Origin of the sequence: uncultured Haliea sp., from assembly GCF_963973825.1 — a bacterium.
In the GTDB taxonomy this organism is placed as follows: Bacteria; Pseudomonadota; Gammaproteobacteria; order Pseudomonadales; family Halieaceae; genus Haliea.
In genome coordinates this window covers 442,342-455,869 of record NZ_CAXBAE010000002.1, presented here as the reverse complement: position 1 = coordinate 455,869, position 13,528 = coordinate 442,342, and the positions used below count along the sequence as shown (strand labels likewise).

The window sequence follows — 13,528 nt, the reverse complement described above, 5'->3', positions numbered from 1 at the left end:
ATTGGAATAAGCGAGCGCTAAACCATGTCGCGTTACCGGCTTACCGGCGTTGTAGAGGGTTTCTACGGGCGCCCCTGGCAGCACGAGCTCAGGCTGTCCTATGCCGGGTTCCTGCAGGCTCTGGGCCTCAATACCTACCTGTACGCACCGAAGGCTGACCCCTGGCTGCGCAAGCGCTGGCAGGAACACTGGCCGGCCGCGGAGTGGCAGGCCCTGGAACAGCTCGCCGCCCACTACCACCAGCGTGGCTTGTGTTTCGGCGTTGGTCTGTCGCCATTCGCACTGTATGGACGCTACGGGCCGGGGCAGCGGCGTCAGCTGCGGGACAAAATCCGCCGCCTGAACGAGCTTCCGGCGACCCTGTTGGCAATTCTCTTCGATGATATGCCGGGCGACCAGGCCGACCTGGCCGAACGCCAGGCGGAGATTGTCGCCGATGTGCGCGACTGGAGTGATACAGACCGGTTGCTTGTCTGCCCCACCTACTATTCCTTCGATCCGGTGTTGGAGCGTCATTTCGGCCTGATGCCTGCGGACTACTGGCCCGATCTGGGGCGCCTGCTGGACCCGGGCGTCGATGTCTTCTGGACCGGTAACCACGTGTGCGCCGACGCCATCACGCGGGATGACCTGAACCGGGCCGTGTCTGCGCTGGGGCGCCCCGTGATGCTCTGGGACAACTATCCAGTGAACGATGGCGCAGTGCGCAGCAACCACCTGTATCTGGCGCCGCTCAGCCAGCGCGCAGGGGTTACGGACCTCTCGCTTGTCACCGGTCACCTGTGCAATCCCATGCTGCAAGGCCGCTGCTCCCTGCCGGCACTCCTGGGTCTGGCCGGTCTTTATACCCAGGGTGCGGGTCCGCACCCCGATCTCCCGGGGCAGCTGCTGGGCGAGTCGCTGTGGCGCTGCCTGCAGCGCGACGCAGAGGAATTTCGTGCGACCGGGCTTTCCGCGATGCCGGCGCAGCGCCGCTTGGCACTGGCCGGGGAATACGCCAGCCTGCCCGGCCCGGCGGCCTGTGAGGTGGCGGGCTGGCTGCGTGGCGAATATGCCTTCGACCCGGCCTGCCTCACGGATTAGCCTGCGGATCGGCATCGGTCGCGGTTGTGCCGGATTCCGGTTTGTGGCAGAATCCGCAGCCTTGCGAGAACTCAAAATTGCATTTTTTCAGGCCATCAAGGTCAGAAAAATCAACAGGTTACGCCGTATTTGCAGCGTTGTTTCAGCACTGCGGCGTGACGCAATAGCGGTTTCCCGACACGCGGAAGTGGCGAAATTGGTATACGCGCTGGATTTAGGTTCCAGTGCCGCAAGGCGTGAGAGTTCGAGTCTCTCCTTCCGCACCAACTGACAGCGACCCTGGCCCCGGTGCAGGGTCGTTCTGATGACGGGGCGCACCGGCGCCCACTACCGACTGGATTGTGAGGAATAACCATGCAGGTGTCCATTGAAACGACTTCGGGCCTGGAGCGCCGCTTGACTGTCGGCGTACCCGCCGCTCAGGTCGACAGTGAGGTCGATTCGCGGTTGCAAAAGGCCGCTCAGAACGTGCGCTTGCCCGGCTTTCGCCCCGGCAAGGTGCCGATGAAAGTCATGCGCCAGCGCTACGGTGCGGGCGTGCGTCAGGAAGTGCTGGGTGAGGTCATGAGTCGCTCTTTCCAGCAGGCCGTGGTGCAGGAAAAGCTGCGTCCGGCCGGCCAGCCCAGCATTGAGCCGCGCAGTCTGGAAGCGGGCCGGGATCTCGAGTACGTCGCCACCTTCGAGGTCTTTCCGGAGGTTGAAGTCGTCTCCATGTCCGGTTTTGCCGTCACCCGGCCGGTCGCCGAGGTCACGGACGCGGATGTCGACAACATCATCGATGTGTTCCGCAAACAGCAGGGCACGCGTGAAACGGTTGAGCGCGCCGCGGTGATAGGCGACATCGTTAACCTCGACTACGTGGGCACTCGCGACGGTGAGGCCTTCGACGGTGGCAGCGCCGAGGGCACTGACCTGGAGCTTGGCTCCGGACGGATGATCCCGGGTTTCGAGGATGGCATAGTGGGGCTCGCCGCCGGCGATGAGAAAACCCTGGACCTCACCTTCCCCGAGGACTATCACAACGAAGATCTGCGCGGCGCATCGGTACAGTTTGCGGTCAAGGTCAACGAGGTGAAGGAGCTGGTGCTGGCGCCCCTCAACGAGGAACTGTTCAAGCTGTACGGCGTTGAGGAAGGCGGTGAGCAACAATTCCGCAAGGAAGTTGCAGAAAATATGACCCGCGAGCTGAAAAATGCCGTAACTAGTCGGGTCAAGCAGCAGGTGATGGACGCGGTGGTCGAGGCGCACAAGGCGCTGGAAGTGCCCAAGGCGCTGGTCAAGCAGGAAATCCAGGCCCTGCGCAAGCAGATGTTCCAGCAGTTTGGTGGAGCGGCGCCGGAAGGGCTGGATCTCGACTCCCTGCTGCCGGATGACATGTTCCGGGACAACGCCGAGCGCCGGGTCAAACTGGGGCTGGTTCTGTCCGAGATGATCGGCAAGTTCGAGCTCAAGGCAGACCCCGCCAAGGTGCGGGAAACGATCGAGGAGCTCGCCGCAACGTATCAGGACGCGGAAGAGGTCATCAACTGGTATTATGGCAACCCGGACCAGCTGTCATCCGTCGAGTCCAAGGTCCTTGAGGACAGCGTGGTCGACAAGCTGCTGGAGTCAGCGGAAGTGACTGACGAGCCCTGCAGCTACCAGGAGGCCATTGCGCAGGCCCAGAGCCAGCGCTGAGTGCACACCCGGGCGCCGTCTCTGACGGCGTCCCCTACAGACAACCAAGGAAACGATTGCATGGCGAACTTGCCGGACGGCCGTAACACAATGAATGTCAACAATCTGGGTCTTATCCCGATGGTCGTGGAGCAGACTGCACGCGGCGAGCGTTCCTACGACATTTATTCGCGCCTGCTGAAGGAGCGCGTGGTGTTCGTGGTGGGGCCGGTAGAGGACCACATGGCGAATCTCATTGTCGCCCAGTTGCTGTTCCTCGAGTCGGAAAATCCCGACAAGGACATCCACCTGTACATCAACTCGCCGGGTGGGTCCGTAACCGCCGGGCTGTCGATTTACGACACCATGCAGTTCATCAAGCCCGATGTCAGCACCATGTGTATCGGCCAGGCGGCCTCAATGGGCGCGTTCCTGCTCTCGGGCGGTGCCGCAGGCAAGCGCTTCATCCTGCCGAACGCACGCACCATGATTCACCAGCCCAGCGGCGGCGCACAGGGGCAGGCTTCGGATATCGACATCCAGGCACGCGAAATCCTGATCATCCGCCGGCGGCTAAATGAGCTCATGGCCGAGCATACTGGCCAGAGTCTCGAGACCATCGAGCGCGACACCGAGCGCGATCGCTTCATGAATGCCGAGCAGAGCAAGGAATATGGCCTCGTGGATGAAGTGATTGATCGTCGGGCCCCGTCTGCATCGTAGCCGTCTCGAGCCGGTGGCGCGTCCGCGGGCTTGCAAATGGCGGCAAAAAACATCATCTTTAAAACCGATGAGACTTCAGAATTCATAGGCCACAGGGCGCAGCATGACTAAAGACACCACAAAATCAGGCGACGACGGCGGCAAGCTGCTGTACTGCTCATTTTGCGGCAAGAGCCAGCACGAAGTGCGTAAACTGATCGCTGGTCCCTCGGTGTTCATTTGCGACGAATGCGTGGATCTGTGTAACGACATCATCCGCGAAGAGGTGCAGGAAGGTAACAGCGAGGCAAAACGCGACAGCCTGCCAACGCCGCACGAGATCAAGACGATTCTCGACGAGTATGTGATCGGGCAACAGCGGGCCAAGAAAGTGCTTTCGGTGGCGGTGTACAATCACTACAAGCGCTTGCGCCACAGCCAGGCCACCGGTCGCGGCGAAGACGTGGAACTGGGCAAGAGCAATATCCTCCTTGTGGGCCCCACCGGCAGCGGCAAAACCCTGCTGGCAGAAACCCTTGCCCGGTTGCTGGACGTTCCCTTTACCATTGCTGACGCCACGACGCTGACCGAGGCGGGTTATGTGGGTGAGGACGTCGAGAACATCATCCAGAAGCTGTTGCAGAAATGCGACTACGATGTGGAGAAGGCGCAGGTCGGCATCGTATATATCGATGAGATCGACAAGATTTCACGAAAGTCGGACAACCCCTCCATCACTCGCGATGTCTCTGGAGAGGGCGTGCAGCAGGCGCTGCTGAAGCTGATTGAAGGCACTGTGGCCTCCGTGCCACCCCAGGGTGGACGCAAGCACCCACAGCAGGAATTCCTGCAGGTCGACACGTCCAATATCCTGTTCATCTGCGGTGGTGCCTTCGCCGGTCTGGACAAGGTGATTCGCAACCGCTCCGAGAAAGGCGGCATTGGTTTCAACGCCGAGGTGAAAAGCAAGGACGAGCGCCGCAATGTGGGCGAACTGCTGTTCGACCTCGAGCCCGAGGATCTTGTGCAGTACGGCCTGATCCCGGAGTTCGTGGGGCGTCTGCCGGTGATTGCAACGCTCGAAGAGCTGGACGTGCCGGCCCTGGTGCAGATCCTGACGGAGCCCCGCAACTCCCTCACCAAGCAGTACAGCAAGCTGTTTGAGATGGAAGGCGTTGAAGTGGACTTCCGCGAGGACGGTTTGCGCGCAGTGGCGGAGCGGGCCATGGAGCGCAAGACCGGCGCACGCGGCCTGCGTTCTATTCTCGAGGGCGTCCTGCTCGATTCCATGTACAACATTCCGTCACGCAGCGACGTGAGCAAGGTGGTGATCGACGAGTCGGTGATTCGCGGTGACTCCGAGCCCTTGCTGGTGTACCAGAATCACGAGCCTGCAGCGCGGGCAGCGTCCAAGGACGAATAGCGCCGGGGTCGCAAGGCCCCCGTTCGGCCGGGCTCCGGCCCGGCCCAGGCGCTGTACGGTGGGGGCTTGTGTTCCTGTCACGCCGCCCCCATCTACAGGTCATCTGTGACCCTTCACAACCCGGAGATTTTTATGGGTTCCTCATCGGTAATTGATCTTCCCCTGTTGCCCCTGCGCGATGTCGTGGTCTATCCACACATGGTGTTGCCGCTGTTTGTCGGCCGGGAGAAGTCGGTCGAAGCGCTTGAGGATGCCATGGCTGGCAGCAAGCAGGTGCTGCTGGTGGCCCAGCGCAATGCGGCGGATGACAACCCGGGGGTGGATGACATCTACCAGGTGGGTACGGTGTCCAACATCCTGCAGCTGCTGAAACTGCCTGATGGCACTATCAAGGTGCTGGTCGAGGGCAGCTATCGTGCGGCCATCGACAACGTGGACGATGAAGGTCGCTTTACCGTCGCTGGTGTGCGCGAAATCGAAAGTGACGATGTGCCGGATGATGAGGCTGAGGGGCTTTTGCGCTCCACGGTCACGCAATTCGAAAAGTATGTGAATCTCAGCAAGAAGGTGCCGGCGGAAGTGCTCACGTCGCTCTCCGGCATTGATGAGCCCGGGCGTCTGGCGGACACGATAGCGGCCCACATGAGCGTGGATCTGCAGGAAAAACAGGCGATCCTTGAAATTGCGGATATCCGGGCCCGGCTCGAGCACCTGATGGGCCTGATGGAAGCGGAGATCGACCTCTTCCAGGTGGAGAAGCGCATTCGTGGTCGCGTCAAGAAGCAGATGGAAAAGAGCCAGCGCGAGTACTACCTCAACGAGCAGATGAAGGCGATCCAGAAGGAGCTGGGCGATCTCGATGAAGCCCCCAGCGAACTGGACGACCTGCAGGCCCGCATCGACGACGCGCGCATGCCCGATGAAGCGCGAACCAAAGCGCTGGCCGAACTGAACAAGCTCAAGATGATGTCGCCCATGTCGGCTGAGGCTTCAGTGGTGCGCAGCTACATCGACTGGATGGTGAGTGTGCCCTGGTCGCGCCGCAGCAAGGTGAAGCATGACCTCAAGCGCGCCTCGACGATCCTCAACGAGGACCACTTTGGCCTGGAGGAGGTGAAGGAGCGCATTCTCGAATACCTCGCGGTGCAAAAGCGTGTCCGTAAGGTCAAGGGCCCCGTGCTGTGTCTGGTGGGGCCACCCGGTGTGGGCAAGACGTCGCTTGGTGAGTCCCTGGCCCGTGCCACCAACCGCAAATTCGTGCGCATGGCCCTGGGCGGTGTGCGCGATGAGGCGGAGATTCGCGGACACCGCCGGACCTACATCGGCTCAATGCCGGGCAAACTGCTGCAGAAAATGGCCAAGGCAGGCGTGCGCAACCCGTTGTTCCTGCTCGACGAAATTGACAAGATGGGCATGGACCACCGGGGTGACCCCGCCTCCGCGATGCTGGAGGTGCTGGACCCCGAGCAGAACCATGCCTTCAATGACCATTACCTTGAAGTCGATTACGACCTCTCGGATGTGATGTTCGTGTGTACCTCCAACACCATGAACATTCCCGGGCCGCTGCTCGATCGCATGGAGGTCATCCGCATTCCCGGTTACACCGAGGATGAGAAGGTGAGCATTGCCGCCAAATACCTGATTCCCAAGCAGATCCGGCAGAATGGCCTGGGCAAGGACGAGATCTCGATTGCGGAAGGTACGGTGATAGACATTATCCGCTACTACACGCGCGAAGCCGGCGTGCGCGCCCTGGAGCGGGAAGTGGCGAAGATCTGCCGCAAGATGGTCAAGCGGATTGCCCTGGAGGAGGACACGGTGGCGTCTGAGGTCACTCCGGATATGCTCCCGGACCTGCTGGGTGTGCGCAAGTTCAACTTCGGAATCGCGGAAGAGCAGAACAAGGTCGGGCAGGTGACCGGCCTGGCCTGGACCTCGGTCGGTGGTGAACTGCTGACGATTGAGGCAGCATCGGTCGCGGGCAAGGGGCGCTACGTGAAAACGGGGTCGCTGGGCGATGTGATGCAGGAATCCATCCAGGCCGCAACGACCGTCGTGCGTAGCCGCTCCCAGTTGCTGGGGATCCCCGCGTCCTGGCACGACAAACACGATGTGCACATCCATGTGCCGGAAGGCGCAACGCCGAAGGATGGTCCCAGCGCCGGGGTGGCGATGTGTACTGCGCTGGTGTCCATCAGCACCGGTATTGCGGTGCGCGCCGATGTGGCCATGACCGGTGAGATCACCCTGCGCGGTGAGGTGCTGCCCATCGGCGGCCTCAAGGAAAAGCTGCTGGCAGCCCGCCGCGGCGGTATCAAGACCGTGGTGATTCCCAAGGAGAACGAGCGCGATCTCAAGGAAGTGCCGGAGAACATCAAGCAGGACCTGCAGATCCGTCCGGTGAAGTGGATCGATGAGGTGCTGGCGATCGCGCTGGAGCGAGTGCCGGAGCCACTTACCGACGAGGAGTACCTCGCCCCCGCACCCGGGACCGGGCAGGACGATGAGCAGGCGGGTAAAAACCGGATAAATACGCATTGAAAGCCGGGTGCCGGTTGACCGCCAACTCGGCTGTGGTATACAGTCAGCACCCTGAATTCAGTGCGCTTCCCTTCGCTTTTGGCATCGGGGGAGCCCGCAGTAGCAGCCGTCATCACGTACCGTTGCTCTCCTGCCGCACCATGAATCGCCCGCTCTGTATTGCGGCCAGAACACCACACTTAAAGCCAGATAACATTCCAAGGGGATACCTGTGAACAAGACTGAACTCATTGACGCCATTGCTGCCGCTGCTGATCTGCCCAAGGCTTCCGCCGGACGCGCGCTCGACGCTGTTGTAGACAGCATTACGCAAGCCCTGAAAAAAGGCGACCAGGTAACCTTGGTGGGCTTCGGCACATTTGCGGTAAAAGCCCGCGCCGCACGCGAAGGCCGTAATCCGCAAACCGGCCAGACCATCCAGATCAAGGCCTCCAACGTGCCCGGCTTCAAGCCTGGCAAGGCACTCAAGGATGCCGTCAACGGCTGAGTTGCAGTGACGGGCAGGTTCGGCGTTCGCTCACGACGCGTCTGACCTGCCTATGCACCGGTAGCGGTTCAGGGAAAGGCGCACTCACGAGTGCGCTTTTTTGTTGCTAAGGAACGGAAAACACCATGCTTCAGGATATCCGCAAGACTACCCAGGGGACTGCCGCCAAGGTCGTTGTCGGGTTGATCGTTATCTCCTTTGCGCTGTTCGGCATTGAGTCCATTCTCCTGGGCGGCGGTGGCAGTACCGTTGCCGAGGTGAACGGTGAGGCCGTGAGCCCCGTGGAATTGCAGCAGGCCGTGGACACACAGCGGCGCCAGCTGATCGCCATGATGGGTGAGAATCTTGATCCGGCAATGCTGGACGAGCAACGGCTCAGCGCTCAGGCGCTGGAGGGCATTGTGTCGCGCAAGCTGCTCATGCAGTCGGCGCGCGAAATGGGCCTGACGGTCTCCGAGGCGGAGCTCGGTGCGGTGATTGCCGGCATGGAGCAGTTCCAGCTTGATGGGGAGTTCTCCCCCGAGATGTACAAGAGCCTGCTGGCCTCGGCCGGATTCACACCGGCATCGTTCAAGAGTGCGCTGCGCGATGACCTGATCCTCGGACAGGTGCGTGCGGGGTTGGCGGGTAGTGATTTTGCGACCCCCGCCGAGCTCTCCCTCGCCGCGAAAGTGCTGGCAGAGCAGAGGGACGTCCGCTATCTGACCCTGCCGCTGGCGCCGTACCTTGAAGCGGTGGAGGTCAGCGAAGCGGACCTCGAGGCGTTCTATCGTGACAATGAGTCGCGCTTCATGACACCGGAGTCCGTAGTGCTCGATTACGTCGAGTTGACCCTGGATGACTTCCGCCAGCCGGTTGACGACGCGGCACTCCAGGAGGAGTACCGCATACGCCTCGACAGCTACCAGTACCAGACGGAGAATCGCGTTTCGCACATCCTCCTGCAGCGCGGGAGCGGAGAGTCCGAGGCTGACTTCGCTGCGCGCATCGAGACGGTTCAGAGTGAGCTCGCTGCGGGCAAGGCGTTTGCCGATGTCGCGGCGGAGCGCTCGGACGATGTGGGTTCAGCGGGTAATGGCGGGGACCTCGGGTTCTCCGCGGGCGATGCCTTCCCCCCCGAAATGGAGGAAGCGGTCGCGGCATTGGAGGTGGATGCGATTTCGGGTCCGGTAGAGACGGATGCCGGTACCCACATCCTGATGGTCACTGAACGTCGCGACTCCGATCCGCCGAGTTTTGACGAGCTGCGCCCGGAACTCGAAACGAGCCTACAGGAGCGCGAGGCGCGCGTGGCGCTGCTGCTGGCGGTCGAGGAGCTGCGCGATATCGCCTTCACGGCTGACAGCCTGCGGACGCCGGCGCAGGAACTGGGGCTGGAAGTGCAGCGCTCGGAGCCTGTCACGCGCGAGCAGCGCGATGGGCCGCTGGCAGACCCTGCCGTGCTGCGCGCCGCTTTTTCAGAAGACGTATTGGAATTGGGCCATAACAGCGAGGTGCTGGAACTGGGCGGCGACCGGTATGTCGCCGTGCACGTACAGGAACACAACAAGCCCGCGCTGCAGCCTTTGGAGGCGGTGCGTGATGAGATTGTGCGCAGTCTTACGCGCGAGCGCGCGCGTGAGGCACTGGAGAGTGCCGCGGCCCAGGCCGTTGCGCAGCTGCAGTCTGGCGAGGAGGGCATAGAAGCGCTTGCGGCCCGTGAGAATGTGGAGTGGCAGGTGGAGCTCGGTGTCCTGCGTGACAGCCGCGCCGTGCCCCCTGCGGTGTTGCAGCGCGCGTTCAGCTTGCCTGCCCCCAGCGCTGACAGTCCCGTCGCGGACTACGTGATTGATGCCTCGGGTGACGCCCGGGTGCTGCAACTTGTCCGTGTGCAGGCGGGCTCCCTGGCGAGCCTGGCGCCCGAGCAGGAGAGCAGCTTGCGACAGCGCATTGGCAGTGAATTCGGTGCACTGTTGCAGGTTGAGCACGAGCAGGGCCTGCGCGCAGAAGCCGACATCACCGTGCTATAGAGCACTTTGACCCACTGACAAGGACACCTGCTGGATCATGGCCCGACGTATTCTTACCCTTAACCAGATTTCCCTGAAAGGCCTCGAGCGCCTGCCTAGAGACGCCTACGAGATTGCCAGTGAGTTCGCGCACCCGGATGCCATTCTCCTGCGCAGCCATAAATTACAGGCGGCCGATATTGCCGACAGCGTGCTGGCGATCGCCCGGGCCGGGGCGGGGGTGAACAACATTCCCGTTGCGGACTGTACCCAGCGGGGCATCCCCGTGTTCAACTCGCCCGGGGCCAACGCCAATGCAGTCAAGGAGCTGGTGGCTGCAGGGCTGCTGCTGGGCTCCCGCGGGGTCGTGGAGGGGTTGGCGTACGTTGCAGGGCTTGCCGACATCACGGATACGGCTGAGCTCAACAAGACACTCGAAGCCAACAAGAAGCATTTCAAGGGCAACGAACTCAGGGGTAAAACGCTGGGCGTCGTTGGTCTGGGCGCGATCGGTTCACTGGTCGCCGATATGGCCCTCACCCTGGGTATGGAAGTGATCGGCTACGATCCGGCGCTGTCGGTAGAGGCGGCCTGGCGTTTGTCCAGCCAGGTGCGCAAGGCAGACTCGCTGACGGCGCTGTTCTCCCGCAGCGACTACGTGACCCTGCATCTTCCCGCACTGGAGTCTACCCGCGGACTGGTGAATGCCGAACTGTTCGCCGCCATGCCCGCGCACGCCTGCCTGCTCAACTTTGCCCGGCAGGAGATTGTTGATGAGAGCGCGCTCTTGGCAGCACTCGATCAGGGGCGACTGCGCAAATACATCGCAGACTTCCCCAGCCCTGCGCTGATTGGCCGCAAGAATGCGGTGCTGATGCCGCACATTGGTGCCAGTACGGACGAAGCGGAGGACAACTGCGCGATCATGGCCGCCGATCAGTTGCGTGATTTTCTCGAGAACGGCAACATTCGCAATGCGGTCAACTTTCCCACGCTGCAGCTGGAGCGGGCAGGAGGTTGCCGTCTGGCGGTGACCAACACCAATGTGCCCAAGATTCTCGGCAGTGTGTTGTCGATCCTGGCAGAGCTGAATATCAACGTTGTCGATATGCTCAACAAAAGCCGTGACAACATTGCCTACAACCTTATCGACATGGACATCTGCCCGGCAGAGTCCAGTCTGGCCTCAATGCGTGCGCTGGAGGGCGTGATCAATGTCAGGGTGATTCCCTGATGCCCTGCCGCGGAGTGCAGTCATGACAGACAGACTCGAGTCACTGGCGGGCAGTGTGCCCTCCGCTGCGCAAAAGTCCCCTCCGCCACTGGAGCGCTGGCATCCGCCGCTGTCGGGCGATATCGATATACGTATTGCCGCCGATGGCAGCTGGTATCACGAGGGCGGTCGCATCCGCCGCGCGCCTCTGGTCGCGCTGTTCGCCAGTATTTTGCGGCGCGAGGATGACGGCGACTACTACCTCGTGACGCCCGTCGAGAAGTGGCGCATCCAGGTTGAGTTGCATCCCCTGGTGGTGACGGAGATCAACCGTCGCGACGACACCCTGTACGCCCGCTTGAACACGGGCACTGAAGTCGCCATAGGCGCGGATAACGCCCTGTTTCTGGAGCCTGCCCTTGGCGATGTTGCCGCCATTCACCTGCCGCACGGCCTTAGCGCGGTGTTGACGCGCGCCGCCTGGTACCGACTGGTGGAGAGTGCCGAAGCACGGGATGGTCGGCTGCAGGTCCACAGCGCCGGGGTCTGGTTCCCGCTACAGTAGCCGCGGGCTACCGTAGCGGGGGCGCTTCCTGCGGGGTTACATGTTGGGGTAGGTGGGCCCCCCGAACCCTTCCGGCGTGACCCAGACAATGTTCTGTGAAGGGTCCTTGATGTCACAGGTTTTACAGTGCACGCAGTTCTGTGCATTGATCTGGAAACGCTGTCCCTGCGCATCCTCGACCACCTCGTACACACCTGCCGGGCAATAGCGCTGTGCCGGTTCATCGTACAGCGGCAGGTTTTTCGCCAGCGGTATGCTGGGGTCAATCAGGGTGAGGTGACAGGGCTGGTCTTCTTCGTGGTTTGTATTGGAGAGGAACACGGAGGACAGCCGGTCAAAGGTGATCTTGTTGTCCGGTTTGGGGTAGTCGGGCTTCTTACACGCATTCGCCGGTTTCAGGGTGGCGTAATCGGGCACAGAGTCGTTCAGCGTGAAAGGCAGCTTGCCGCCGAACAGGGTCTGATCAATCCAGACCATGGCCGACCCCAGCATGAACCCGAACTTGTGCATGAAGCCGCTGAAGTTCCGCGTTGTGTAGAGTTCGTCATGCAGCCAGGAGTTGCGCACACGCTCGGCATAGCCTTCCAGGTCGGCGGGCGCAGACTCGCCCTGAAGCAGCGCTTCGACCACGGCCTCAGCCGCGAGCAGGCCGCTTTTCATGGCGGTGTGATTGCCTTTGATCTTCACGGCGTTGAGCGTGCCTGCGTCACAGCCAATCAGCAGACCACCCGGGAAGTGCATTTTGGGCAGCGAGTTGTAGCCGCCCTTGGCGATGGCACGGGCGCCGTAGCTGATCCGCGTGCCGCCCTGGATGTACTTCAGGGTTTCCGGGTGCTGCTTCCAGCGCTGGAATTCCTCGAACGGGCTGAGGTGCGGGTTGCTGTAGTTCAGGTCGGTGATCAGGCCCAGGTAAACCTGGTTGTTTTCTGCGTGGTAGAGGAACGCGCCACCGCTGGCGCCGCTTTCCTTCAGGGGCCATCCCAGGCCGTGCACCACCAGTCCCTCTTTGTGCTGCTCGGCCGGAATCTCCCAGATTTCCTTGATCCCGATGCCGTAGTGCTGGGGATCCTTGCCGTCATCCAGCCCGAAGCGGCTGATGAGCTGCTTGCCCAGGTGGCCCCGGCAGCCTTCCGCGAACAGGGTATAGCGGGCGTGCAGTTCCATACCCGGGGTGTAGCTGTCTTTCTTCTCGCCGTCGGCACCAATACCCATGTCGCCGGTCGCGATGCCCTTGACCCGGCCATCTTCGTGGTAGAGCACCTCGGCGGCGGCGAACCCGGGGTAGACTTCAACGCCAAGGTTTTCGGCCTGCTCGGCCAGCCAGCGGCACACGTTACCCATGGAGACAATGAAGTTGCCTTCGTTGTGCGTGGGTTTCGGGATCAGGAAGTTGGGCAGTTTGATGGCCTTCTTTTCACTGGTGTAAAAAAAGAAGTTGTCATGGGTGACGGCGGTATTCAGCGGTGCCCCCATGCTGGCCCAGTCCGGGAACAGCTCCGCGAGCGCGCGCGGCTCAAGCACGGCACCAGAGAGCGTGTGTGCGCCGACCTCGGAACCCTTCTCGACAACACAAACGGTGACTTCCCGCTCCTGTGCCTGTGCGAGTTGCATGATGCGACAGGCGGCGGACAGACCCGCAGGCCCCGCGCCAACAATCACTACATCGAATTCCATTGATTCACGTTCCACGATAGGCTCCTCTAGTTCGCGCGGGGGGTCCGAATGGCTGGGTGCGCCCAGTCGCTTGAATCGAAGGGCAGCCAAAAAAGCCGCGCAAGTATATAATTTTTAAAGGTTAAAAACCAGAAGAGCGGCGGCCTGCGATGCTCCGTTTCTGTCCAGCACCGTACGCTATGCTGCACTGAAA

At 61.6% G+C, this 13,528-nt stretch carries 10 protein-coding genes and 1 tRNA gene; 10 read left to right on the top strand and 1 reads right to left on the bottom strand.

Annotation, left to right across the window (positions count from 1 at the left end; translation table 11 throughout):
- Positions 1–24: 24 nt before the first annotated feature.
- From AACZ17_RS04595 to AACZ17_RS04550, 10 genes are all read left to right on the top strand, one after another.
- A complete protein-coding gene (locus AACZ17_RS04595) occupies positions 25–1,083 on the top strand; it encodes a beta-N-acetylglucosaminidase domain-containing protein (protein WP_290746672.1) in 1,059 nt (352 codons plus the stop codon).
- Positions 1,084–1,264: 181 nt separating this feature from the next.
- A tRNA-Leu gene (locus AACZ17_RS04590) sits at positions 1,265–1,349 on the top strand.
- An 88-nt stretch (positions 1,350–1,437) separates the two neighbouring features.
- On the top strand, positions 1,438–2,760 hold the full coding sequence (gene tig, locus AACZ17_RS04585; protein WP_290746675.1) for a trigger factor: 1,323 nt from the start codon (positions 1,438–1,440) through the stop codon (positions 2,758–2,760).
- 60 nt (positions 2,761–2,820) lie between these two features.
- Complete coding sequence (gene clpP / locus AACZ17_RS04580) at positions 2,821–3,462, top strand: ATP-dependent Clp endopeptidase proteolytic subunit ClpP (RefSeq protein ID WP_290746678.1); 642 nt, start codon at positions 2,821–2,823, stop codon at positions 3,460–3,462.
- A gap of 103 nt (positions 3,463–3,565) precedes the next feature.
- Positions 3,566–4,864 carry an ATP-dependent Clp protease ATP-binding subunit ClpX gene (gene clpX, locus AACZ17_RS04575; RefSeq protein WP_290746681.1) on the top strand — a complete coding sequence of 433 codons (1,299 nt, stop codon included), beginning with the start codon at positions 3,566–3,568 and terminating at the stop codon, positions 4,862–4,864.
- Between the two features lie 132 nt (positions 4,865–4,996).
- Positions 4,997–7,408: an endopeptidase La gene (lon, locus tag AACZ17_RS04570; RefSeq protein ID WP_290746685.1), complete on the top strand. Its 2,412-nt coding sequence runs from the start codon at positions 4,997–4,999 to the stop codon at positions 7,406–7,408.
- 211 nt (positions 7,409–7,619) lie between these two features.
- Positions 7,620–7,895: an HU family DNA-binding protein gene (locus tag AACZ17_RS04565; protein ID WP_027951020.1), complete on the top strand. Its 276-nt coding sequence runs from the start codon at positions 7,620–7,622 to the stop codon at positions 7,893–7,895.
- 125 nt (positions 7,896–8,020) lie between these two features.
- Positions 8,021–9,904: a SurA N-terminal domain-containing protein gene (locus tag AACZ17_RS04560; RefSeq protein WP_290746691.1), complete on the top strand. Its 1,884-nt coding sequence runs from the start codon at positions 8,021–8,023 to the stop codon at positions 9,902–9,904.
- 37 nt (positions 9,905–9,941) lie between these two features.
- On the top strand, positions 9,942–11,117 hold the full coding sequence (locus AACZ17_RS04555; protein WP_290746694.1) for a phosphoglycerate dehydrogenase: 1,176 nt from the start codon (positions 9,942–9,944) through the stop codon (positions 11,115–11,117).
- A gap of 22 nt (positions 11,118–11,139) precedes the next feature.
- Positions 11,140–11,661 (top strand): DUF1285 domain-containing protein, encoded by a 522-nt coding sequence (locus AACZ17_RS04550; RefSeq protein ID WP_290746697.1) that lies wholly within the window; start codon positions 11,140–11,142, stop codon positions 11,659–11,661.
- 36 nt (positions 11,662–11,697) lie between these two features.
- Here the strand turns inward: AACZ17_RS04550 and AACZ17_RS04545 are convergent, their stop codons facing one another.
- Entirely contained in the window at positions 11,698–13,350 is a 1,653-nt protein-coding gene (locus AACZ17_RS04545; protein WP_290746700.1) for an electron transfer flavoprotein-ubiquinone oxidoreductase, read from the bottom strand.
- Positions 13,351–13,528 lie beyond the last annotated feature (178 nt).